Genomic DNA, 24,385 nt, shown 5'->3' with positions numbered 1-24,385 from the left:
CAGGAGGGACGGGGCGGAGCCCCCGAACAGATGAAAGCTAAGAGTTTCTTCAAGGGCCCGGGCATCTGGATTGTTGTCGTAGTCGGCTTGCTCCTGGTGGCATTTGCAACCCTTGCCCCCGGCGGATCCACCCGTATCGACACCGATAAAGGTCTCGCGATCCTCGCCCAGAGCGGCAAGGTGGACCAGGCCAAAATTTACGACGCCGAGAACCGCGTTGATTTGACGCTGAAAGACAACCTCGTCATTGATGGCCAGGACAAGGGCAAGAACGTCCAGTTCTTCTATGTCACGGCCCGCGCTGCAGACGTCGTCAAGGCTGTCACCAATGCCCAGCCATCCGGCGGCTTCACCGACCAGCCGGTCGAAAACAACTGGTTCTCCGGACTGTTCTCGCTCCTCGTGCCTGTGCTGCTCCTGGGTGTGCTTTTCTGGTTCCTGCTCTCCCGTATGCAGGGTGGCGGCTCCAAGGTGATGCAGTTCGGCAAGTCCAAGGCCAAATTGGTCAACAAGGATATGCCGCAGGTCACCTTCGCTGACGTTGCAGGTGCGGATGAAGCCGTTGAGGAGCTCCAGGAAATCAAGGAATTCCTCGCGGAACCGGCAAAGTTCCAAGCCGTTGGGGCGAAAATCCCCAAGGGCGTGCTGCTATACGGCCCTCCGGGGACGGGTAAGACCCTCCTGGCCCGTGCCGTCGCGGGCGAGGCCGGGGTCCCGTTCTTCTCCATCTCGGGTTCGGACTTCGTCGAAATGTTCGTTGGTGTCGGTGCTTCCCGCGTCCGCGACCTCTTCGAGCAAGCGAAAGCCAATGCGCCCGCCATCATTTTCGTCGACGAGATCGACGCCGTCGGCCGTCACCGCGGTGCCGGTATTGGCGGCGGCAATGATGAGCGCGAGCAGACCCTCAACCAGCTCTTGGTCGAAATGGACGGCTTCGACGTCAAGACCAACGTCATCCTGATCGCCGCAACCAACCGTCCGGACGTCTTGGATCCCGCTTTGCTGCGTCCGGGACGCTTCGACCGCCAGATCACTGTGGAAGCGCCGGACCTGATTGGCCGCGAGCAAATCCTGAACGTCCATGCCCAGGGCAAGCCCATGGCACACGGCGTCGACCTCAAGGGTGTCGCCAAGAAGACCCCTGGCTACACCGGTGCAGACCTCGCCAACGTGCTCAACGAGGCGGCCCTTCTGACGGCGCGGTCCAACGCCAACCTGATCGATGACCGTGCCTTGGACGAGGCGATCGACCGTGTCATGGCCGGCCCGCAGAAGCGGAGCCGGGTCATGAAGGAGATGGAACGGAAGATCACGGCGTACCACGAAGGCGGCCATGCCTTGGTGGCGGCGGCTCTTCGCAATTCCGCGCCGGTCACCAAGATCACCATCCTGCCCCGTGGCCGTGCGCTCGGCTACACAATGGTGGTCCCCGAGGACGACAAGTACTCGATCACCCGTAATGAGCTTCTGGACCAGATGGCCTACGCCATGGGTGGCCGCGTCGCGGAGGAAATCGTCTTCCATGACCCCTCCACGGGGGCTTCGAACGATATCGAAAAGGCCACCGGTACAGCACGCAAGATGGTCACCCAGTTCGGCATGAGCGAGCGTATCGGCGCAGTGAAGCTTGGTGCGGGTGGCGGCGAGCCATTCCTCGGGCGCGACATGGCGCAGGAACGCAACTATTCGGATTCCGTGGCGTACATCGTTGACGAGGAAGTGCGCCGCCTGATCGACCAGGCCCACGACGAGGCCTATGCCATCCTGACCGAGAACCGCGACGTCCTGGACCAGCTGGCCCTCGAACTGCTTGAGCGCGAGACCCTGAACCAAGCCGAGATCGCCTACATCTTCCGCGACATCCGCAAGCGCGACTTCCGCGAGGTCTGGCTCTCCAAGGAATCCCGTCCGGTCCAGACCCTCCCGCCGGTGGAATCCCGCGCGGAAAAGGCCGAGCGCGAAGCCCAGGAACAAGCCAAGAAAGCACGTCTCGACCAACCTTTGGACGCCCAGTCACCGCATCCGCAGGGAGTCGGGAGCCAGGAGCCCTTCACCGGTACAGGACCTGACGCGGGCACCGACGTTTCCCATCACGGCTAAGCTTTCTGCTGTGACTCACATCGACGACGACGACTTCAGCGGTGCCCCCAGTGATCGCCCGAGTGATGCCTTCGGCGACTCGCCTGCGGGCGGATCCGGGGAATCTTCGGACAGCCACGGCCACGGACACGGACACCACGGGTACAAGGTCGACCGCCCCCGCATCGAGGCTGCCGTCCGCGAGATCCTCATCGCAGTGGGGGAAGACCCGGACCGGGGTGGACTCGTGGATACGCCAAAGCGCGTAGCCAAGGCGTACGCCGAGGTCTTCGCGGGCCTGCACCAGGATCCCGTGGATGTCCTGTCCACCACGTTTGACCTCGACCACGAGGAACTCGTGCTGGTCAAGGACATTCCGTTCTACTCCACCTGCGAGCACCACCTGGTCCCGTTCCACGGCGTCGCGCACGTTGGGTATATCCCCTCCCACGACGGCAAGGTGACGGGCCTGAGCAAGCTGGCCCGCCTCGTGGACATTTTCGCCCGGCGTCCCCAGGTGCAGGAACGCCTCACCACCCAGATCGTCGAGGCGCTGGTAACTCACCTCAAGCCCCGGGGCGCGATCGTCGTGATCGAATGCGAACACATGTGCATGTCCATGCGTGGCATCCGCAAGCCCGGCGCCAAGACCGTAACCAGTGCGGTGCGCGGGCAACTTCATGACCCGGCAACCCGCGCCGAAGCCATGAGCCTCATACTCGGAAGGTAAGAAAGACCATGGATTCCCTCGCAGCAGCACCAGGAACAGGCCCGGCCACGAGCCCCCTGCCTATTCTTCGCAAACCACGTCCAGCCGCCCGCTTCGCGGACCTGCCGGCCGACCGCACGCTTGTCATGGGAATCCTGAATGTCACGCCGGATTCATTCAGCGACGGCGGCAAGCACCCCACGGCGGATACCGCCATCGCCCACGGCTTGCGTATGTTGTACGCAGGAGCGGACATCATCGACGTCGGCGGGGAATCGACCCGCCCGGGCGCCGAGTCTGTCTCGCCGGAAGAAGAGCAACGCCGGGTCTTGCCGGTGATTCAGGCACTAGTCAAGGCTGGGGCCCTCGTCAGCATCGACACGACCCACACTTCCACGGCCGAAGCGGCCGTGGAAGCCGGTGCCGCGATCATCAATGACGTCTCCGGGTTGAGCCTCGAACCTGAGATGGCCGAACTCGTCGCGCGCACCAAAGTGCCTTATGTCCTCACCCATCGCCGGGGCGACGCCGAGACCATGAACAGCCTTGCCGACTACGGCAATGTGGTGGAGGAAGTCATCGAGGAGCTGAAGGGCGTCCGCGACAAGCTCTACGCAGCGGGCGTGTCCCCGGAGCAAATCATTGTGGATCCGGGCCTGGGCTTCTCCAAGGACGAGAACCAGAATTGGCAACTCCTCAAGCACATCGGCAGGCTGGATGAGCTCGGCCATAAAGTCCTGATCGGGGCTTCCCGTAAACGCTTCCTCGGAACGCTCCTGACCGTTGCCGGCAAGGCAGCGGCACCGCAGGAACGGGACCACGCCACGGCTGCCATTACGGCAATCAGCGCCGCGAACGGCGCGTGGGCCGTGCGGGTCCACGACGTAGGACCCAGCCTTGACGCCGTCAAGGTTGCCGCGCGCGTCAGACACTAAAGCCTCGTGAGCAAAGGGGGAGGAACCGGTTTGGACAAGATCGCACTGACCGGAGTGACCGCCGTCGGGCATCACGGCGTTTTCGATTTCGAGCGCCGCGATGGACAGCCATTCGTCGTCGACGCCGTGCTGTACACCGATTTCAGCAAGGCCGCGGAAACCGATGACTTGCAGTTCACGGCACACTACGGCGAAGTGGCCGAATACATTACCTCCGTTATTACCGGAGAGCCTCTTAACCTCATCGAGGCCCTTGCCGTGCGGATCGCGGAGGGCATTTTGGCCGGCTTCGGCGTCGCGGAGGTTGACGTCACGGTCCACAAACCCCAGGCCCCCATCGAAGTTCCCTTCGGTGACGTCACTGTCAGCGTCCACAGGGAGCGTGCATGAGCTCCCGTTTCACGAAAGCCATCCTGGCCCTGGGAAGCAACCTGGGCGAGCGGAACGACACCTTGTCCACCGCCGTCGCCGACCTCGTCGACCGCCCGGAAATACGCCTCCTGGGTGTCTCTCCCGTGGTTCAGACCACGGCCGTTGGCGGACCGGAAGGACAGCCGGACTTCCTCAACATGGTGGTCGCGGTTGAGACCACGCTTGCGCCGCTCGAGCTGTTGCAGCATTGCCACGACGTCGAACAAAAGCATCACCGGGTACGCGAGGTTCGCTGGGGCCCTCGCACCCTGGATGTGGACATCATTGTCTACGGCGAACTCACGAGCGACGACGCAATCCTGACCCTTCCGCATCCCCGGGCTGCGGAGCGGGCCTTCGTGCTGTATCCGTGGGCGCTTCTGGATCCTGCCGCGCAGCTGAACGGCGAGAGCGTCGCCGAGTTGGCCGCCAAGGCCGAGGACTTTTCCGGGCTCCGGCCCTTCGACGGTTTCGACGGGTCCGGCAGCGTTGCTGCCGCCGGGGCGGTGGAGTAGTCCATGAAGGCCATGCGTCCGATCCTGTTGGCGATCATCACCGTCATTCTTGCCATCGTTGGCTGGCTGGCTTCCGTGCTCACCACGCGTTACAGCATGGCGACGCCGGTGCTTCCGCCATCAGCATTGGTAACCATGGGTGTCATCGCTGCGCTCACGTTGATCATGGGTATCCGCGTCCTGCGCTGGCGGAACGGCAAGAAGAAGACCATGCTCAACCCCATTCTGGCCGCGCGAACCCTTCTCCTGGCCCAGGCTTGCGCCTACGCGGGCACGGTGCTGCTCGGTTGGCATGTGGGAATCGTGTTGGAGCAACTCCGGCTCTGGAACCTCCGCAGTGATCAGGGCATTTTCTGGCTCGCGCTCATCATGGGCGGCGGAGGCCTCGTCATGACCATCGTCGGGCTCGTGGTGGAGCGATTCTGCCGGATCCCGCCGGAAGACCTGGAAGGCGGACCCGGGGTCACGGGTACCCGGCACGGCGAGGCCAAGGGCGAAGGCGAATATGCATACCGCGGCGATTGACCCTCCTGGCATCCAATGGCTGCGTGTATCACCGAAGTACGTGACCGTGCGGCTCGTGGAGTGGGCCATCGGCAACGTGCTCATGGTTGCCGTCTTCAGCTTGCCTTTGCTTTTCGTTCAACTGGGCTGGTGGAAGTGGCCGCCCCTGTGGCTCGCCGTTGCCGTTCCCGCGGCGCTTCTGCTCCTTGCCCTGTGGAGGCTCGTGCTGATCCCGAGGCAAGTGCACGCCATCGGCTATGCGGAACGCGACGACGACCTGCTGATCCGCCGCGGCATCTTCTTCCAGCGGGTGATGGTGGTTCCTTATGGCCGGATGCAGTACGTCGATGTTGCCGTGGGGCCCGTCGAGCGATTCCTGGGGTTGTGCACCCTTAAACTCCACACGGCCTCAGCTGGAACAAACGCCCACTTGCCCGGCATCCCCGCCGCTGAAGGCGCGCGGCTGCGGGAGCAGCTTTCGGCGCGCGGCGAAGCGAGGCTGGCCGGGCTGTGACCCAGGAACAGACCGCCGTCGACGGCGACTGGCACCGTGTGCACCCGGCGTCGCCGTTCATGCGGGGATGGGTGGCACTGGTCGCGATCGTCTATTTCTTTGGCCGAGATACCTTTGAGCGGACCCTCCAAGGCCGCGGAAACATTGGCGACAACCTCAACGACCGCACGCCATGGCTCTTGGCTGGTGGAGGCGTCGTGCTGTTGCTGGCCTTGGGATCCTTCGTCCTCAGCTGGTACTTCACCCGCTATCAGCTTGCCGAAGGCTATGTCCGGGTCAACACCGGATTCCTGTTCAAACAGCAGCGCCAGGCCAGGCTTGACCGGGTCCAGGCCATCGACATTGTGCAGCCCTTGCTTGCCCGTATTTTCGGGCTCGCGGAGCTGAAGTTCGAGGTGGCCGATGCCGGACACTCGGCGGTGCGGCTCTCCTACCTGAGACTCGCCCAGGCCAAGCAGCTCCGTGCCACCATCCTGGGCCGTGCCGCCGGTATTGCTGACGGGAGCGAAACGGTCGAGGTGCCCGAGGCTCCTGAACTGGTGGTGCTCTACCTCCCGCCTGGAAGGCTTGTCGGTTCGCTCATCCTGAGCGAGCAAAGTTTCTTCATTGTGCTCAGCGCCATCGCATCCGTGCTGGTGTCCGTGCTGACTGAGTCCCGCGCCTTCATCCTCTACTTGATTCCAGCAATCCTCGGTTTGGGCACGGCCTACTGGCGCTCGTTCAACAAGGGCTACAACTTCACGGCGGCAATTTCCCCTGACGGCATCCGTCTGCGCTACGGACTCCTGGACACCCAGGCCCAGACCGTGCCCCCAGGCCGGATCCAAGCCGTCAAAGTCACGCAGCCGCCCTTGTGGCGCATTCTTGGCTGGTATCGGATCCACGTGAACGTTGCAGGCTATGGTGAACACCACCGCAGCGAAGCCGAGCACCGCACCATGCTGCTTCCCGTCGGCCGGAAGTCCGAAGTGATGATGATGCTCTCGCTCGTCCTGCCCGATCCCGGTACCGCCGAGCCGGAGCGTGTCTTCACCGCGGGCTTGACCGGCCTCGATTCCGACGCCGGCTTTGTCACCAGCCCCAAGCGTGCCTGGATTCTTTCCCCGTTGGGCTGGCGACGCAACGGCTTCCATGCCACGGATACGGCCTTGTTGCTGCGCTCCGGACGTTGGTGGCGGAAGTTGGTACTGGTCCCGCATCAACGAACCCAGTCCATGGCCCTCCACCAAGGTCCGTTGGCCCGGCTCTTTGGCGTGGCCGATCTGGTGCTCCACACGACTCCAGGACCCGTGGCACCCCGGCTCATCCAGGCAGCCACCGCGGAAGCGGTCGGCTTGTTCGACCAGCAGGCCGCCCGAGCCCGGAAAGCCCGCAAATTGCAGACCAGCGAGCAATGGCTGGCCCAGTTACCAGGGGTGCACGCAGTACAACACTCATCAAACCACTCATCAAACCAGGAGGAACCAGACCATGGCTAGGCCAGGACGACTCGGCGTTGGAATCATCGGCGCCGGCAAAGTGGGCGCCGTCTTGGGTGCGGCCCTGCGCGGGGCCGAGCACGCCGTCGTCGGGGTTTCCGCCGTGTCGGAGGCGAGCCGCGAGCGGGCCGCAACACTGCTTCCCGGGGTCCCCGTCCTGGGGATCCCGGACATAGTGGAGCGGTCCGAACTGGTACTCCTTGCCGTCCCGGACGATGCTCTTGGCGAACTCGTGACTGGACTGGCGAAGCTCGGAGCGTGGCAGCCAGGCCAGCTCGTGGCGCACACCTCCGGCCGTTTCGGCGTCGGGATTCTGAAGCCTGTCCGCGCCGCCGGCGCCATTCCGCTCGCCCTCCACCCGGCCATGACGTTCACGGGCATGAGCCTGGACCTGACCCGGCTCATGGACTGCACGTTCGGAGTTACGGCCGACGCAGCCATGCTGCCCATCGCCCAGGCCCTTGTGGTGGAGATGGGTGCCGAACCTGTGGCCATCGCTGAGGCCGACCGTACGCTTTACCATGCAGCCCTTGCCCACGGTTCGAACCATATGGTCACGCTCGTGGCCCAGGCCTCGCAGCTCTTGCGGGAAATCGGCGTCGATTCGCCTGAGCGCATGCTCGGCCCATTGCTGCGCGCTACCTTGGAGAACGCGCTGGCTTCAGGCGAGTCCGCGTTGACCGGTCCGGTGGCCCGCGGAGATGTGGGAACAGTGTCCGCCCATGCGGAGGCACTCAAGGAGTACGACGCCGGTGCCGGCGGCGATGTCCTGGACGCTTACCTGGCGATGGCCCGGGCCACGGCCCGTCGAGCCGTCAACCGTGGATTGCTCAAAGAGGGCCAGCTCGGCGACATCAACAACGCTTTGGACGGCTCAGGCACGCCGGACAATGGCGACGATCGACCGGGCGGCGACGCTGCCGGGACGCAGGAAGGAAACTGACCATGGGCATCAAACTTGTCACCACCGCGGCGGAACTGCGGGCCGAAAGTGCGCGATTGCTCGCGGAAAAGCGCGGCAGTTCCCAGGGCCTCGTCCCCACGATGGGAGCCTTGCACACCGGGCATGCGGCGCTGGCCCGCACCGCCGTCGAGCAGAACGACGTCGTGGTGGCGTCCATTTTCGTGAACCCGCTCCAGTTCGGTGAGGCCGCGGACCTGGAACGGTATCCGCGCACCCTTGACGCCGACATGGCCCTGCTGGACGCCGAGGGTGTGGATCTCGTCTTCGCCCCATCCGTTGAGGAGGTCTATCCCGGCGGCGAACCGTTGGTTCGCGTGACATCGGGGCCGCTGGGTGAGAAATGGGAGGGCGCATCCCGTCCCGGGCACTTTGACGGCGCCCTCACGGTGGTCGCCAAACTGCTGCACTACGGCATGCCTGGCGGTCCAGCCGTCGACGGCGGTGCTGCCGCGTACCGTGCGTACTTCGGCCAGAAGGACGCCCAACAGTTGGCCCTGGTGAAACGGATGGTGGCGGATCTCAGCTTTCCGGTGGACATCGTGGCGGTGCCCACCGTGCGCAGCACCGAAGGACTCGCCTTGTCCAGCCGGAACCGTTTCCTTTCGGAAGAAGAGCAGGAGGCGGCCTTGGTGCTCTCCCGTGCGCTCCGCCTTCTCGAGTCCCGCGCCGTGGCGAACGAACCGCTGGAGCTGGACTCCGTCGTCGCGCTCGTTGAATCGCAACCGCTCGTGCGCCTGGACTATTTCGAGGTGGTCGATCCCCGCACCTTGGAACCGCTCGCCGAGAACTGCCGGGACACCCCGTTCCGCGGCGAGGGGCTCGCGATTATCGCGGCGAAGGTTGGCCCCGTGCGGTTGATCGACAACCTGCCGTTGAGTTCCTGAACACTCTTAACTTTCGGATGCCCGCTCACAAACGTTTGGAATAACCTGCTGACGGGAATGCTCCAGAGGCTTAGACTGTTGCAGTCTTCACCGGTGCTGAACCCGAACGCTACTGCAAACCACCGCACCCACAGCCGAGGAATCCTCATGTCTACCGACGTCACGTCAGACGAGCACGGCAACCGCGTGCCGGAAACGGAGACACAACTAGCCAGCGACAGAATGCCGCGCGAGTCTGTCACCGTCATCGTCACGCTGCTTGTGGCCACCTTCGTGGTGATCCTCAACGAGACCATCATGAACGTCGCCTTGCAGCGGCTCATGACGGACCTCAACGTTGACGCCCCCACGGTTCAATGGCTTTCGACTGGATTCATGCTGACCATGGCCGTGGTGATACCCGCCACCGGCTTCATCCTCCAAAGGCTCACCACCAGGGCCGCGTTCCTCCTTGCCATCGGGCTCTTCAGCGCCGGCACCTTGATTGCTGCAGTGGCCCCGGGGTTTGGCGTGCTCTTGTTGGCACGGATCGTCCAGGCGGGCGGCACGGCGATCATGCTCCCGCTGCTGATGACCACCATCTTGACGCTCGTTCCCCTGTCCCGCCGTGGTGCGGTGATGGGTAATGTGACCATCGCGATCTCTGTTGCACCGGCCTTGGGTCCCACGGTTTCCGGCATCATCCTCGACCACTTCTCGTGGCGCTTCATGTTCGTCTTCGTGCTGCCGGTCGCCTTGTTGGCGATGGCGATCGGGGCGAAGTTCCTGACAAACGTCGGTGAACGCGGACACGTGAAGCTGGACTTCGTCTCAGTGGTCCTGACCGTTCCCGCTTTCGGCGGACTGGTCTATGGATTGAGTCAGATCGGCGGCCATAGCGGAGCTGCTGCGCTGCCGATTGCCGCGCTGGTCATTGGCGTGTTGTGCATGGTGGCGTTCGTTTTCCGTCAGCTCAAGCTGCAGAAGTCCGAGGCGCCCCTCCTGGACCTCAGGGCCTTCAAATTTCGGATGTTCACGGTGTCCGTGTTCCTCTTGGTGGTCGCCATGATGGCGCTCTTCGGCGTAGTGATCCTGCTGCCGCTCTACCTTCAGAACGTCCTGCACCTCCAGCCGATGGAGACCGGGTTGGCACTCCTTCCAGGCGGTTTGGCGATGGGCTTGCTCGGGCCGGTCGTCGGCAGGCTGTTCGACAAGCTCGGGCCATTTCCGCTCACCGTGAGCGGTTCCATCCTCTTGGTGCTCACGCTGTGGCAGTTCTCGATGCTGACCGCGGATAGCCAGTTGTGGTGGGTTATTGTCCTTTACGCGGTACTCAGCTTGGGACTGGCTTTGTTGTTCACTCCCGCGTTTACTACCGGCCTTAACCCACTCCCACCGCACCTCTATTCGCATGGCTCGGCCATCATGAGCACGCTGCAGCAAGTGGCGGGAGCTGCGGGCACTGCGCTTCTGGTCTCGATCTTCGCGGTGGTATCGGCCGTCTCCGGTTTTGTGGCCGGAATGCAGGCGGCCTTCCTGACAGCCACTTTGATCGCAGTGGCTGCCGTTGTGCTCTCTGCCATGATGCGCAAGACCCAGGGGGCGGCCGCGCACTAGCTCGGCTTCTGGAGTTCGAGCGCTTGGAGTTCGACGGCGCCGTCTTTCGGTCTCTCCCGTCGGTGGGCGGCGTCCTCTCCCGTGGGCGGGCGGCGCCGCGATCGATGTGACGCACGCCATGTTTATGGCTAGTGACCCGAAAGGCGCCCAATGATGTGGCGTAGGGCCCGAAATTGCCGGGTTGTAGGGGTTGTTGGAGTGCAGAACCTTTACGTCGGGTGAATTTGCGTGGGGTGGTTGGGGTGTGTAAAGTTATTCGAGTCGCCGCCGCTGGTGCGGAAAGTTTGCGACCGACTCCCTTCCAAATGGAAATCATTTTCTGGTTCGTTTTTTGTGTTCCGGTGTGGTTTTGGGGTGTCCTGGATGGTGTTTTGTCTGGTGTGGTTCCCGGGTTCGGGAGTTGCGCGGGGCTGGCGGGTCTGGTAAGTTTGGGAAGTTGCTCCGGAGCGATCTTGGACCGTGTGGTTTGGGTGGTGTCGGGTGTGTCTGTTGTTTGAGAACTCAATAGTGTGCCAAGTTTGTTGATACCGATTTTTTATTGAATTGGTTGTTTTGGCTGGTCTTGTGTCACTTTTTGTGGTGTGGGGCTGGTTTTTACGGCTGGTTTCAAATTTTGTGCAGCCCTGTCGCCGTTATTTCCGGTGGTGGTGGTTGTGTCTGTTTTTGTTTTACTTCAACGGAGAGTTTGATCCTGGCTCAGGATGAACGCTGGCGGCGTGCTTAACACATGCAAGTCGAACGATGATCCTCAGCTTGCTGGGGGGATTAGTGGCGAACGGGTGAGTAACACGTGAGTAACCTGCCCTTGACTCTGGGATAAGCCTGGGAAACTGGGTCTAATACCGGATATGACCGATCGCCGCATGGTGTGTTGGTGGAAAGCTTTTGCGGTTTTGGATGGACTCGCGGCCTATCAGCTTGTTGGTGGGGTAATGGCCTACCAAGGCGACGACGGGTAGCCGGCCTGAGAGGGTGACCGGCCACACTGGGACTGAGACACGGCCCAGACTCCTACGGGAGGCAGCAGTGGGGAATATTGCACAATGGGCGAAAGCCTGATGCAGCGACGCCGCGTGAGGGATGACGGCCTTCGGGTTGTAAACCTCTTTCAGTAGGGAAGAAGCGAAAGTGACGGTACCTGCAGAAGAAGCGCCGGCTAACTACGTGCCAGCAGCCGCGGTAATACGTAGGGCGCAAGCGTTATCCGGAATTATTGGGCGTAAAGAGCTCGTAGGCGGTTTGTCGCGTCTGCTGTGAAAGACCGGGGCTCAACTCCGGTTCTGCAGTGGGTACGGGCAGACTAGAGTGATGTAGGGGAGACTGGAATTCCTGGTGTAGCGGTGAAATGCGCAGATATCAGGAGGAACACCGATGGCGAAGGCAGGTCTCTGGGCATTAACTGACGCTGAGGAGCGAAAGCATGGGGAGCGAACAGGATTAGATACCCTGGTAGTCCATGCCGTAAACGTTGGGCACTAGGTGTGGGGGACATTCCACGTTTTCCGCGCCGTAGCTAACGCATTAAGTGCCCCGCCTGGGGAGTACGGCCGCAAGGCTAAAACTCAAAGGAATTGACGGGGGCCCGCACAAGCGGCGGAGCATGCGGATTAATTCGATGCAACGCGAAGAACCTTACCAAGGCTTGACATGGACTAGTAAAGCGCAGAGATGCGTTCCCCTCTTGAGGCTGGTTCACAGGTGGTGCATGGTTGTCGTCAGCTCGTGTCGTGAGATGTTGGGTTAAGTCCCGCAACGAGCGCAACCCTCGTTCTATGTTGCCAGCGCGTGATGGCGGGGACTCATAGGAGACTGCCGGGGTCAACTCGGAGGAAGGTGGGGACGACGTCAAATCATCATGCCCCTTATGTCTTGGGCTTCACGCATGCTACAATGGCCGGTACAAAGGGTTGCGATACTGTGAGGTGGAGCTAATCCCAAAAAGCCGGTCTCAGTTCGGATTGGGGTCTGCAACTCGACCCCATGAAGTCGGAGTCGCTAGTAATCGCAGATCAGCAACGCTGCGGTGAATACGTTCCCGGGCCTTGTACACACCGCCCGTCAAGTCACGAAAGTTGGTAACACCCGAAGCCGGTGGCCTAACCCCTTGTGGGAGGGAGCTGTCGAAGGTGGGACCGGCGATTGGGACTAAGTCGTAACAAGGTAGCCGTACCGGAAGGTGCGGCTGGATCACCTCCTTTCTAAGGAGCACCATTATTGCCCCTGTGCTGTCTGCATGGATGGTTCGGGGGTGTGTGGAAGCAAAGCCCATTGCGCAGGCGTTCGTTCTGCGGTGGGTGCTCATGGGTGGAATTTCAGCAGATAGCGGCCGGTGTTTTTTCTGTGCTTAGTACGGTTGTCTCTCGTTTTGCGGGGGGTGGTCTGGAAGGGTGCGGGGAGGGTGTTGGTGTTCGTGTTTGGCACACTGTTGGGTCCTGAGGCAACAGGGTCGGGAGGGGTTGCGTGGCCTGTGAGGGTTGCGTGGTTTGTTCCGGGTTTGTTTGTTTCTGGTTTCCTGGCTGCATGGTTCGTGCGTGTGGTTTCCTGTTCCTGGTGTTTTTTGTGGGGGTGGGGGCTGGTGCGGGGTGTGTGGTACGGGGTTGTTGTTTGAGAACTACATAGTGGACGCGAGCATCTAGGCACGGGCGGGCTTTCGGGTTTGGTCCGTGTCTTACAGCAATTTCTTTTTTATGAACCCGGCCATTTTGGTGGTTTGGTTCTTTCGAGAGTTTTTGATCTTTGTGTGGTCAAGTTTTTAAGGGCACACGGTGGATGCCTTGGCATTAGGAGCCGAAGAAGGACGTAGGAATCTGCGATAAGCCTGGGGGAGTCGATAACCGGACTGTGATCCCAGGATGTCCGAATGGGGAAACCCCGCCAGGGGCGTTTAGGCGTGATCTGGTGACCCGCATCTGAACACATAGGGTGTGTGGAGGGAACGCGGGGAAGTGAAACATCTCAGTACCCGCAGGAAGAGAAAACAAGAGTGATTCCGTTAGTAGTGGCGAGCGAACGCGGATGAGGCCAAACCGTTCCATGTGTGATAGCCGGCGGGCGTTGCATGGGCGGGGTTGTGGGACTTTCCGTACTGGTTCTGCCGGACCGGTGGGGTGTGGGTGCAGGCATAGGTGAACGGTCTTGAAAGGCCGGCCGGAGAGGGTGTTAGCCCCGTAACCGTAATGTTGTGTACCGCCTGGAGAGGATCCCAAGTAGCACGGGGCCCGAGAAATCCCGTGTGAATCTGTCAGGACCACCTGATAAGCCTAAATACTTCCTAATGACCGATAGCGGACCAGTACCGTGAGGGAAAGGTGAAAAGTACCCCGGGAGGGGAGTGAAACAGTACCTGAAACCGTGTGCTTACAATCCGTCGGAGCAGCCTTGTAGTTGTGACGGCGTGCCTTTTGAAGAATGAGCCTGCGAGTTAGTGTTACGTCGCGAGGTTAACCCGTGTGGGGTAGCCGTAGCGAAAGCGAGTCTGAATAGGGCGAGTTAGTGGCGTGATCTAGACCCGAAGCGGAGTGATCTACCCATGGCCAGGTTGAAGCGACGGTAAGACGTCGTGGAGGACCGAACCCACTTCAGTTGAAAATGGAGGGGATGAGCTGTGGGTAGGGGTGAAAGGCCAATCAAACTCCGTGATAGCTGGTTCTCCCCGAAATGCATTTAGGTGCAGCGTTGCGTGTTTCTTGCCGGAGGTAGAGCTACTGGATGGCCGATGGGCCCTACAAGGTTACTGACGTCAGCCAAACTCCGAATGCCGGTAAGTGAGAGCGCAGCAGTGAGACTGTGGGGGATAAGCTTCATAGTCGAGAGGGAAACAGCCCAGACCACCAACTAAGGCCCCTAAGCGTGTGCTAAGTGGGAAAGGATGTGGAGTTGCGAAGACAACCAGGAGGTTGGCTTAGAAGCAGCCATCCTTGAAAGAGTGCGTAATAGCTCACTGGTCAAGTGATTCCGCGCCGACAATGTAGCGGGGCTCAAGTACACCGCCGAAGTTGTGGATTTCAGATAGTAGACAAGCCTTCGTGGTTCAGTCGTCTGGAGTGGTAGGGGAGCGTCGTGTGGGCGGTGAAGTCGCGGTGTAAACCAGCGGTGGAGCCTACACGAGTGAGAATGCAGGCATGAGTAGCGAAAGACGGGTGAGAAACCCGTCCGCCGAATGATCAAGGGTTCCAGGGTCAAGCTAATCTGCCCTGGGTAAGTCGGGACCTAAGGCGAGGCCGACAGGCGTAGTCGATGGACAACGGGTTGATATTCCCGTACCGGCGAAGGACCGCCCATGCCAAGCGGGGGATACTAACCGCCCGGAGCCTGCCCTATCACCCTTGTGGTGTGCGGGTTTTGGCCGAGCGCGGGATCTGATCCCGGGAGGTAAGCGTATTAACAGGTGTGACGCAGGAAGGTAGCCGGGCCGGGCGATGGTTGCCCCGGTCTAAGGATGTAGGGTCAGCGATAGGCAAATCCGTCGCTGTGTCTTTGATGACGTTCCTGAGATCTGATGGGACCCCCGTTCGGGGGGATCCGGTGATCCTATGCTGCCTAGAAAAGCATCGACGCGAGGTTCTAGTCGCCCGTACCCCAAACCGACACAGGTGATCAGGTAGAGAATACCAAGGCGATCGAGAGAATTATGGTTAAGGAACTCGGCAAAATGCCCCCGTAACTTCGGGAGAAGGGGGGCCCCTACCTTGAACACCACTTGCTGGTGGGAGGGGATCGGGGCCGCAGAGACCAGGGGGAAGCGACTGTTTACTAAAAACACAGGTCCGTGCGAAGTCGCAAGACGATGTATACGGACTGACTCCTGCCCGGTGCTGGAAGGTTAAGAGGACCGGTTAGCCGCAAGGCGAAGCTGAGAATTTAAGCCCCAGTAAACGGCGGTGGTAACTATAACCATCCTAAGGTAGCGAAATTCCTTGTCGGGTAAGTTCCGACCTGCACGAATGGAGTAACGACTTCCCCGCTGTCTCAACCATAAACTCGGCGAAATTGCAGTACGAGTAAAGATGCTCGTTACGCGCAGCAGGACGGAAAGACCCCGAGACCTTTACTATAGTTTGGTATTGGTGTTCGGAGTGGCTTGTGTAGGATAGGTGGGAGACGTTGAAGCCCGGACGCCAGTTCGGGTGGAGTCATCGTTGAAATACCACTCTGGTCACTTTGGACATCTAACTTCGGCCCGTGATCCGGGTCAGGGACAGTGCCTGATGGGTAGTTTAACTGGGGCGGTTGCCTCCTAAAAAGTAACGGAGGCGCCCAAAGGTTCCCTCAGCCTGGTTGGCAATCAGGTGTCGAGTGTAAGTGCACAAGGGAGCTTGACTGTGAGAGAGACATCTCAAGCAGGGACGAAAGTCGGGACTAGTGATCCGGCGGTACATTGTGGAATGGCCGTCGCTCAACGGATAAAAGGTACCTCGGGGATAACAGGCTGATCTTGCCCAAGAGTCCATATCGACGGCATGGTTTGGCACCTCGATGTCGGCTCGTCGCATCCTGGGGCTGGAGTAGGTCCCAAGGGTTGGGCTGTTCGCCCATTAAAGCGGTACGCGAGCTGGGTTTAGAACGTCGTGAGACAGTTCGGTCCCTATCCGCTGCGCGCGCAGGAAATTTGAGAAGGGCTGTCCTTAGTACGAGAGGACCGGGACGGACGAACCTCTGGTGTGTCAGTTGTACTGCCAAGTGCACCGCTGATTAGCTACGTTCGGATGGGATAACCGCTGAAAGCATCTAAGCGGGAAGCTCGCTTCAAGATGAGATTTCCAAACACCTCGTGTGTGAGAGGCCCCCAGCCAGACCACTGGGTTGATAGGCCGGATGTGGAAGACAGGACTAAAGACTGTTGAAGCTGACCGGTACTAATAGGCCGATAACTTACACCACACAACCATTACTGCTTGCGTCCACTATGTGGTTCCCGAACAACAAAACCCGTTGCTCCAGGAACCAAACAACTGAATAACAACACCACCATGTTGTAACCACAGTCTTCCCACCCCCCGCCAACACGGGGGGACGGGTAACAGGGTTACGGCGGTCATAGCGTGGGGGAAACGCCCGGTCCCATTCCGAACCCGGAAGCTAAGACCCACAGCGCCGATGGTACTGCACCCGGGAGGGTGTGGGAGAGTAGGACACCGCCGGACAACCATTAACGTTCAGGCCCCGACCACGATGTCGGGGCCTGAACCATTTAACCAACCAACCACGGGCCACCCACGGGCCACCAGCCCGCGGGCGCCCCGAACAATCCCCGGAACCCCCACACACGCGACCGGGCAACCAGCCAGAACCCCAACCCTCCATCACATATCAGGCGCTTCACCCCAACCCTCCCCCACGTATGCGCGGATTCTCCCGGAGGAGTGTCCGTTTAACGGTGGATCCGCGGTTGGTGTTTGGTTGCGATTGCGGCAGTTTGAACGGAGCCCACTTCTGCAGCTTGAGTCGAGCCAACTTGGCGCCTCGCCGGTCGTTGAATCGCAGTTTGAACTCAAGCCCACTCCAGCGTTGATTTCATCGGGATTGTTCGTCCAACGATGGTGGGCAGTGATGGAGTTGAGAGTGGAGCTATTTGCAAGGATCCGTCGTGACGCGGGCGTCAAAGGAGCCCGATCCGCACGTTTGCCCGGGAGTCATGTTTCCCGAAGGCCGGTTCGGCAAGTCTCGCGGCCGCTAAGCCGCCGGTCCGGCCGCTGTGGAGAAGAAGTGACGGCACGCTCGGCTTAGCGAAAGCCAGCGACGCTCAAGGGGTGCCTGTTTCGGTCGCTATCGCAAAGAACACCGACCGGCATGGTTCGCCGGCAGGCTGAAGACGTTGACGTCCAGCCAGGAGTTCTCCAGCTTCCTCATCTCCCATGTCGGTTCGGTTGGAGCAGGCGGTGGGGCGGGCTTGCCGCTGCCCTCACGCAGCACGAAGTTAACCTGTTCGTCGCGAGAGTTAGAGGCAAAATCTTCGAAGTCGTCACGGGCCGGCCCGAAGGGGAGCCCGCCCGTCGTTGCGAGCCAGAAGAAGCAGACGGCCCAAGCCCGGAAACTTCACCCTGACTTCGACCGTCAATACCGGGCCAGCCATCACCGCCGCAGGCTGGTCAGGCAAGTCGTGCTGGCCAGGATGGTTCGCAACCAGAGGCTACGCTGCCTCCACGGGCGGCATTTGCTGGGCTGTGGGAACCATGCGCGCCCGTATCTGCGCAGTGGCAATGCAATGCCTTCGAAGGTACCGTGCATTTCGTTTCTGAGCCGGGGACCCTGAACCGCGCTCGAAAGCTCCGTGAGCAGCGCAGGAGCAGGCTTCTTCATCCTTTTCCTCAGACCAGGAGTTCCCTGTTGCCGCCGGGAAAGACCGGGCAGGATAGGCCGCCTGGATTGTGACGAACGCACGCGCGACCAGACGACTCAAATCAAGCCGTGATCAATCCCTAGACTTGCTTGAACGTGGGTCCGGACCAAACTGCGATTTCGCACCAAAGCGGGCTCAAATGAGATTGACATTGTCACCAGGAACGGCATGAACCTGCTTCAGGCGTTCTCTCAGAGCCGGGTGATCTCGAGGTGCCGCTGGCCCCATTTGGCGGAGGACTCCACGTCCCAGACCGTGTTGGGCGTCTCCGGTAGGTCTTTGCGCCAGTCACAGACGGTGATGCCATGTCCTCGACGCCCTGATTCTTGATCTCAGTCAGGCTCGAGAGCATGAATTTGGTCCCTTGGCCGCCGTCCCCGGCCCAGCAGTCGGTTCTGCCATCCGGTCATCTCGCCGACGACATTCTCAGTGATCCCCGGGAAGGTGCCTTTGAGGCTCTTGCGCCGGACACGTCGGCGAAGAGGGCCGCGATTTCCTTCGTCTGGCTGCCGCTTCCAGAGCGGTCGCCAGAACCTTTCGTCAGCCGGTTCAACAGCCCGTCCGGGGCGACGAGCTCAATGCCCTGCTCTTGGCCCGGCCGGGAGCTGCTGCGCTAACTGTTGCTGACCCACTTCAGGCTCCATGGGATCCATGGTTCCGCGCACGATCAGGTCCTCACCATCAGGCACTCCCCGGCGTGCCGGGCCAAACCAGATCGGTAAATGCTTTGGTGTGGGGGCCCGATTTGCGCAGCCCGAAGAAGGCGTGTAATGTCTTCTAAGTCGCCGCGAGGGAGACAGCCTAGAGCTGGGAACCACGGGTGGACAACCCCTTCGAATTGAGCCTAAACAGCTTGCGCTTTGTGCGCCACAATTCGGAGGAATTCGAATGATGATCCTGTGCAACTGGTAGAAATGCCAATTTGCAAGTTGATGATGATTCGGGTAACTTTGGGAAGTTGCTCCGGAGCGATCTTGGACCGTGTGGTTTGGGTGGTGTCGGGTGTGTCTGTTGTTTGAGAACTCAATAGTGTGCCAAGTTTGTTGATACCGATTTTTTATTGAATTGGTTGTTTTGGCTGGTCTTGTGTCACTTTTTGTGGTGTGGGGCTGGTTTTTACGGCTGGTTTCAAATTTTGTGCAGCCCTGTCGCCGTTATTTCCGGTGGTGGTGGTTGTGTCTGTTTTTGTTTTACTTCAACGGAGAGTTTGATCCTGGCTCAGGATGAACGCTGGCGGCGTGCTTAACACATGCAAGTCGAACGATGATCCTCAGCTTGCTGGGGGGATTAGTGGCGAACGGGTGAGTAACACGTGAGTAACCTGCCCTTGACTCTGGGATAAGCCTGGGAAACTGGGTCTAATACCGGATACGACCATTCCACGCATGTGGTGGTGGTGGAAAGCTTTTGCGGTTTTGGATGGACTCGCGGCCTATCAGCTTGTTGGTGGGGTAATGGCCTACCAAGGCGACGACGGGTAGCCGGCCTGAGAGGGTGACCGGCCACACTGGGACTGAGACACGGCCCAGACTCCTACGGGAGGCAGCAGTGGGGAATATTGCACAATGGGCGAAAGCCTGATGCAGCGACGCCGCGTGAGGGATGACGGCCTTCGGGTTGTAAACCTCTTTCAGTAGGGAAGAAGCGAAAGTGACGGTACCTGCAGAAGAAGCGCCGGCTAACTACGTGCCAGCAGCCGCGGTAATACGTAGGGCGCAAGCGTTATCCGGAATTATTGGGCGTAAAGAGCTCGTAGGCGGTTTGTCGCGTCTGCTGTGAAAGACCGGGGCTCAACTCCGGTTCTGCAGTGGGTACGGGCAGACTAGAGTGATGTAGGGGAGACTGGAATTCCTGGTGTAGCGGTGAAATGCGCAGATATCAGGAGGAACACCGATGGCGAAGGCAGGTCTCTGGGCATTAACTGACGCTGAGGAGCGAAAGCATGGGGAGCGAACAGGATTAGATACCCTGGTAGTCCATGCCGTAAACGTTGGGCACTAGGTGTGGGGGACATTCCACGTTTTCCGCGCCGTAGCTAACGCATTAAGTGCCCCGCCTGGGGAGTACGGCCGCAAGGCTAAAACTCAAAGGAATTGACGGGGGCCCGCACAAGCGGCGGAGCATGCGGATTAATTCGATGCAACGCGAAGAACCTTACCAAGGCTTGACATGGACTAGTAAAGCGCAGAGATGCGTTCCCCTCTTGAGGCTGGTTCACAGGTGGTGCATGGTTGTCGTCAGCTCGTGTCGTGAGATGTTGGGTTAAGTCCCGCAACGAGCGCAACCCTCGTTCTATGTTGCCAGCGCGTGATGGCGGGGACTCATAGGAGACTGCCGGGGTCAACTCGGAGGAAGGTGGGGACGACGTCAAATCATCATGCCCCTTATGTCTTGGGCTTCACGCATGCTACAATGGCCGGTACAAAGGGTTGCGATACTGTGAGGTGGAGCTAATCCCAAAAAGCCGGTCTCAGTTCGGATTGGGGTCTGCAACTCGACCCCATGAAGTCGGAGTCGCTAGTAATCGCAGATCAGCAACGCTGCGGTGAATACGTTCCCGGGCCTTGTACACACCGCCCGTCAAGTCACGAAAGTTGGTAACACCCGAAGCCGGTGGCCTAACCCCTTGTGGGAGGGAGCTGTCGAAGGTGGGACCGGCGATTGGGACTAAGTCGTAACAAGGTAGCCGTACCGGAAGGTGCGGCTGGATCACCTCCTTTCTAAGGAGCACCATTATTGCCCCTGTGCTGTCTGCATGGATGGTTCGGGGGTGTGTGGAAGCAAAGCCCATTGCGCAGGCGTTCGTTCTGCGGTGGGTGCTCATGGGTGGAATTTCAGCAGATAGCGGCCGGTGTTTTTTCTGTGCTTAGTACGGTTGTCTCTCGTTTTGCGGGGGGTGGTCTGGAAGGGTGCGGGGAGGGTGTTGGTGTTCGTGTTTGGCACACTGTTGGGTCCTGAGGCAACAGGGTCGGGAGGGGTTGCGTGGCCTGTGAGGGTTGCGTGGTTTGTTCCGGGTTTGTTTGTTTCTGGTTTCCTGGCTGCATGGTTCGTGCGTGTGGTTTCCTGTTCCTGGTGTTTTTTGTGGGGGTGGGGGCTGGTGCGGGGTGTGTGGTACGGGGTTGTTGTTTGAGAACTACATAGTGGACGCGAGCATCTAGGCACGGGCGGGCTTTCGGGTTTGGTCCGTGTCTTACAGCAATTTCTTTTTTATGAACCCGGCCATTTTGGTGGTTTGGTTCTTTCGAGAGTTTTTGATCTTTGTGTGGTCAAGTTTTTAAGGGCACACGGTGGATGCCTTGGCATTAGGAGCCGAAGAAGGACGTAGGAATCTGCGATAAGCCTGGGGGAGTCGATAACCGGACTGTGATCCCAGGATGTCCGAATGGGGAAACCCCGCCAGGGGCGTTTAGGCGTGATCTGGTGACCCGCATCTGAACACATAGGGTGTGTGGAGGGAACGCGGGGAAGTGAAACATCTCAGTACCCGCAGGAAGAGAAAACAAGAGTGATTCCGTTAGTAGTGGCGAGCGAACGCGGATGAGGCCAAACCGTTCCATGTGTGATAGCCGGCGGGCGTTGCATGGGCGGGGTTGTGGGACTTTCCGTACTGGTTCTGCCGGACCGGTGGGGTGTGGGTGCAGGCATAGGTGAACGGTCTTGAAAGGCCGGCCGGAGAGGGTGTTAGCCCCGTAACCGTAATGTTGTGTACCGCCTGGAGAGGATCCCAAGTAGCACGGGGCCCGAGAAATCCCGTGTGAATCTGTCAGGACCACCTGATAAGCCTAAATACTTCCTAATGACCGATAGCGGACCAGTACCGTGAGGGAAAGGTGAAAAGTACCCCGGGAGGGGAGTGAAACAGTACCTGAAACCGTGTGCTTACAATCCGTCGGAGCAGCCTTGTAGTTGTGACGGCGTGCCTTTTGAAGAATGAGCCTGCGAGTTAGTGTTACGTCGCGAGGTTAACCCGTGTGGGGTAGCCGTAGCGAAAGCGAGTCTGAATAGGGCGAGTTAGTGGCGTGATCTAGACCCGAAGCGGAGTGATCTACCCATGGCCAGGTTGAAGCGACGGTAAGACGTCGTGGAGGACCGAACCCACTTCAGTTGAAAATGGAGGGGATGAGCTGTGGGTAGGGGTGAAAGGCCAATCAAACTCCGTGATAGCTGGTTCTCCCCGAAATGCATTTAGGTGCAGCGTTGCGTGTTTCTTGCCGGAGGTAGAGCTACTGGATGGCCGATGGGCCCTACAAGGTTACTGACGTCAGCCAAACTCCGAATGCCGGTAAGTGAGAGCGCAGCAGTGAGACTGTGGGGGATAAGCTTCATAGTCGAGAGGGAAACAGCCCAGACCACCAACTAAGGCCCCTAAGCGTGTGCTAAGTGGGAAAGGATGTGGAGTTGCGAAGACAACCAGGAGGTTGGCTTAGAAGCAGCCATCCTTGAAAGAGTGCGTAATAGCTCACTGGTCAAGTGATTCCGCGCCGACAATGTAGCGGGGCTCAAGTACACCGCCGAAGTTGTGGATTTCAGATAGTAGACAAGCCTTCGTGGTTCAGTCGTCTGGAGTGGTAGGGGAGCGTCGTGTGGGCGGTGAAGTCGCGGTGTAAACCAGCGGTGGAGCCTACACGAGTGAGAATGCAGGCATGAGTAGCGAAAGACGGGTGAGAAACCCGTCCGCCGAATGATCAAGGGTTCCAGGGTCAAGCTAATCTGCCCTGGGTAAGTCGGGACCTAAGGCGAGGCCGACAGGCGTAGTCGATGGACAACGGGTTGATATTCCCGTACCGGCGAAGGACCGCCCATGCCAAGCGGGGGATACTAACCGCCCGGAGCCTGCCCTATCACCCTTGTGGTGTGCGGGTTTTGGCCGAGCGCGGGATCTGATCCCGGGAGGTAAGCGTATTAACAGGTGTGACGCAGGAAGGTAGCCGGGCCGGGCGATGGTTGCCCCGGTCTAAGGATGTAGGGTCAGCGATAGGCAAATCCGTCGCTGTGTCTTTGATGACGTTCCTGAGATCTGATGGGACCCCCGTTCGGGGGGATCCGGTGATCCTATGCTGCCTAGAAAAGCATCGACGCGAGGTTCTAGTCGCCCGTACCCCAAACCGACACAGGTGATCAGGTAGAGAATACCAAGGCGATCGAGAGAATTATGGTTAAGGAACTCGGCAAAATGCCCCCGTAACTTCGGGAGAAGGGGGGCCCCTACCTTGAACACCACTTGCTGGTGGGAGGGGATCGGGGCCGCAGAGACCAGGGGGAAGCGACTGTTTACTAAAAACACAGGTCCGTGCGAAGTCGCAAGACGATGTATACGGACTGACTCCTGCCCGGTGCTGGAAGGTTAAGAGGACCGGTTAGCCGCAAGGCGAAGCTGAGAATTTAAGCCCCAGTAAACGGCGGTGGTAACTATAACCATCCTAAGGTAGCGAAATTCCTTGTCGGGTAAGTTCCGACCTGCACGAATGGAGTAACGACTTCCCCGCTGTCTCAACCATAAACTCGGCGAAATTGCAGTACGAGTAAAGATGCTCGTTACGCGCAGCAGGACGGAAAGACCCCGAGACCTTTACTATAGTTTGGTATTGGTGTTCGGAGTGGCTTGTGTAGGATAGGTGGGAGACGTTGAAGCCCGGACGCCAGTTCGGGTGGAGTCATCGTTGAAATACCACTCTGGTCACTTTGGACATCTAACTTCGGCCCGTGATCCGGGTCAGGGACAGTGCCTGATGGGTAGTTTAACTGGGGCGGTTGCCTCCTAAAAAGTAACGGAGGCGCCCAAAGGTTCCCTCAGCCTGGTTGGCAATCAGGTGTCGAGTGTAAGTGCACAAGGGAGCTTGACTGTGAGAGAGACATCTCAAGCAGGGACGAAAGTCGGGACTAGTGATCCGGCGGTACATTGTGGAATGGCCGTCGCTCAACGGATAAAAGGTACCTCGGGGATAACAGGCTGATCTTGCCCAAGAGTCCATATCGACGGCATGGTTTGGCACCTCGATGTCGGCTCGTCGCATCCTGGGGCTGGAGTAGGTCCCAAGGGTTGGGCTGTTCGCCCATTAAAGCGGTACGCGAGCTGGGTTTAGAACGTCGTGAGACAGTTCGGTCCCTATCCGCTGCGCGCGCAGGAAATTTGAGAAGGGCTGTCCTTAGTACGAGAGGACCGGGACGGACGAACCTCTGGTGTGTCAGTTGTACTGCCAAGTGCACCGCTGATTAGCTACGTTCGGATGGGATAACCGCTGAAAGCATCTAAGCGGGAAGCTCGCTTCAAGATGAGATTTCCAAACACCTCGTGTGTGAGAGGCCCCCAGCCAGACCACTGGGTTGATAGGCCGGATGTGGAAGACAGGACTAAAGACTGTTGAAGCTGACCGGTACTAATAGGCCGATAACTTACACCACACAACCATTACTGCTTGCGTCCACTATGTGGTTCCCGAACAACAAAACCCGTTGC

At 59.6% G+C, this 24,385-nt stretch carries 14 protein-coding genes and 5 rRNA genes; 18 read left to right on the top strand and 1 reads right to left on the bottom strand.

Annotation, left to right across the window (positions count from 1 at the left end; genetic code table 11):
* Positions 1–30: 30 nt before the first annotated feature.
* The 15 genes from ftsH (at position 31) to ABD884_RS22650 (ending at position 17,633) form a co-directional block, all read left to right on the top strand.
* Positions 31–2,100, top strand: coding sequence for an ATP-dependent zinc metalloprotease FtsH (ftsH, locus tag ABD884_RS22720; protein WP_345052363.1), 2,070 nt, complete (start codon positions 31–33; stop codon positions 2,098–2,100).
* A gap of 10 nt (positions 2,101–2,110) precedes the next feature.
* Positions 2,111–2,809 (top strand): GTP cyclohydrolase I FolE, encoded by a 699-nt coding sequence (gene folE, locus ABD884_RS22715; protein ID WP_345052356.1) that lies wholly within the window; start codon positions 2,111–2,113, stop codon positions 2,807–2,809.
* Positions 2,810–2,817: 8 nt separating this feature from the next.
* A complete protein-coding gene (gene folP / locus ABD884_RS22710; protein WP_345052353.1) occupies positions 2,818–3,723 on the top strand; it encodes a dihydropteroate synthase in 906 nt (301 codons plus the stop codon).
* A gap of 30 nt (positions 3,724–3,753) precedes the next feature.
* Positions 3,754–4,113: a dihydroneopterin aldolase gene (folB, locus tag ABD884_RS22705; RefSeq protein WP_345055213.1), complete on the top strand. Its 360-nt coding sequence runs from the start codon at positions 3,754–3,756 to the stop codon at positions 4,111–4,113.
* Entirely contained in the window at positions 4,110–4,649 is a 540-nt protein-coding gene (folK, locus tag ABD884_RS22700) for a 2-amino-4-hydroxy-6-hydroxymethyldihydropteridine diphosphokinase (protein ID WP_345052345.1), read from the top strand. The genes folB and folK overlap by 4 nt, the downstream gene beginning before the upstream one ends.
* 3 nt (positions 4,650–4,652) lie before the next feature.
* Positions 4,653–5,174 carry a DUF3180 domain-containing protein gene (locus ABD884_RS22695; RefSeq protein WP_345052342.1) on the top strand — a complete coding sequence of 174 codons (522 nt, stop codon included), beginning with the start codon at positions 4,653–4,655 and terminating at the stop codon, positions 5,172–5,174.
* Positions 5,155–5,667 carry a PH domain-containing protein gene (locus tag ABD884_RS22690; RefSeq protein WP_345052328.1) on the top strand — a complete coding sequence of 171 codons (513 nt, stop codon included), beginning with the start codon at positions 5,155–5,157 and terminating at the stop codon, positions 5,665–5,667. Before ABD884_RS22695 ends, ABD884_RS22690 begins: the two co-directional genes overlap by 20 nt.
* Positions 5,664–7,145: a PH domain-containing protein gene (locus tag ABD884_RS22685; RefSeq protein ID WP_345052324.1), complete on the top strand. Its 1,482-nt coding sequence runs from the start codon at positions 5,664–5,666 to the stop codon at positions 7,143–7,145. Before ABD884_RS22690 ends, ABD884_RS22685 begins: the two co-directional genes overlap by 4 nt.
* Positions 7,138–8,088: a Rossmann-like and DUF2520 domain-containing protein gene (locus ABD884_RS22680; protein WP_345052319.1), complete on the top strand. Its 951-nt coding sequence runs from the start codon at positions 7,138–7,140 to the stop codon at positions 8,086–8,088. Before ABD884_RS22685 ends, ABD884_RS22680 begins: the two co-directional genes overlap by 8 nt.
* A gap of 2 nt (positions 8,089–8,090) precedes the next feature.
* The gene (gene panC / locus ABD884_RS22675) at positions 8,091–8,993 is read left to right on the top strand and encodes a pantoate--beta-alanine ligase (protein WP_345052316.1); all 903 of its coding nucleotides are present in this window, start codon (positions 8,091–8,093) and stop codon (positions 8,991–8,993) included.
* Between the two features lie 147 nt (positions 8,994–9,140).
* The gene (locus ABD884_RS22670; RefSeq protein WP_345055210.1) at positions 9,141–10,589 is read left to right on the top strand and encodes an MDR family MFS transporter; all 1,449 of its coding nucleotides are present in this window, start codon (positions 9,141–9,143) and stop codon (positions 10,587–10,589) included.
* Between the two features lie 673 nt (positions 10,590–11,262).
* Positions 11,263–12,787 (top strand): 16S ribosomal RNA (locus tag ABD884_RS22665).
* A gap of 544 nt (positions 12,788–13,331) precedes the next feature.
* Positions 13,332–16,469: ribosomal RNA gene (locus ABD884_RS22660) — 23S ribosomal RNA — on the top strand.
* A 146-nt stretch (positions 16,470–16,615) separates the two neighbouring features.
* Positions 16,616–16,732, top strand: a 5S ribosomal RNA gene (rrf, locus tag ABD884_RS22655).
* Together the 16S, 23S and 5S rRNA genes form the textbook arrangement of a ribosomal RNA operon.
* Positions 16,733–17,378: 646 nt before the next feature.
* Positions 17,379–17,633 carry a hypothetical protein gene (locus ABD884_RS22650; RefSeq protein WP_345052311.1) on the top strand — a complete coding sequence of 85 codons (255 nt, stop codon included), beginning with the start codon at positions 17,379–17,381 and terminating at the stop codon, positions 17,631–17,633.
* 27 nt (positions 17,634–17,660) lie between these two features.
* Here the strand turns inward: ABD884_RS22650 and ABD884_RS22645 are convergent, their stop codons facing one another.
* Entirely contained in the window at positions 17,661–17,888 is a 228-nt protein-coding gene (locus ABD884_RS22645; protein WP_345052308.1) for a hypothetical protein, read from the bottom strand.
* Between the two features lie 390 nt (positions 17,889–18,278).
* Here ABD884_RS22645 and ABD884_RS22640 point away from each other — a divergent pair, with 390 nt between their 5' ends.
* From ABD884_RS22640 to ABD884_RS22630, 3 genes are all read left to right on the top strand, one after another.
* Positions 18,279–18,545: a hypothetical protein gene (locus ABD884_RS22640; RefSeq protein ID WP_345052305.1), complete on the top strand. Its 267-nt coding sequence runs from the start codon at positions 18,279–18,281 to the stop codon at positions 18,543–18,545.
* A 578-nt stretch (positions 18,546–19,123) separates the two neighbouring features.
* Positions 19,124–20,648 (top strand): 16S ribosomal RNA (locus tag ABD884_RS22635).
* 544 nt (positions 20,649–21,192) lie between these two features.
* Positions 21,193–24,330 (top strand): 23S ribosomal RNA (locus ABD884_RS22630).
* Positions 24,331–24,385: the final 55 nt, after the last annotated feature.

The organism is Arthrobacter methylotrophus, assembly GCF_039539965.1.
Lineage (GTDB): Bacteria > Actinomycetota > Actinomycetes > Actinomycetales > Micrococcaceae > Arthrobacter > Arthrobacter methylotrophus.
This window is presented reverse-complemented; position numbering and strand designations above follow the sequence as displayed.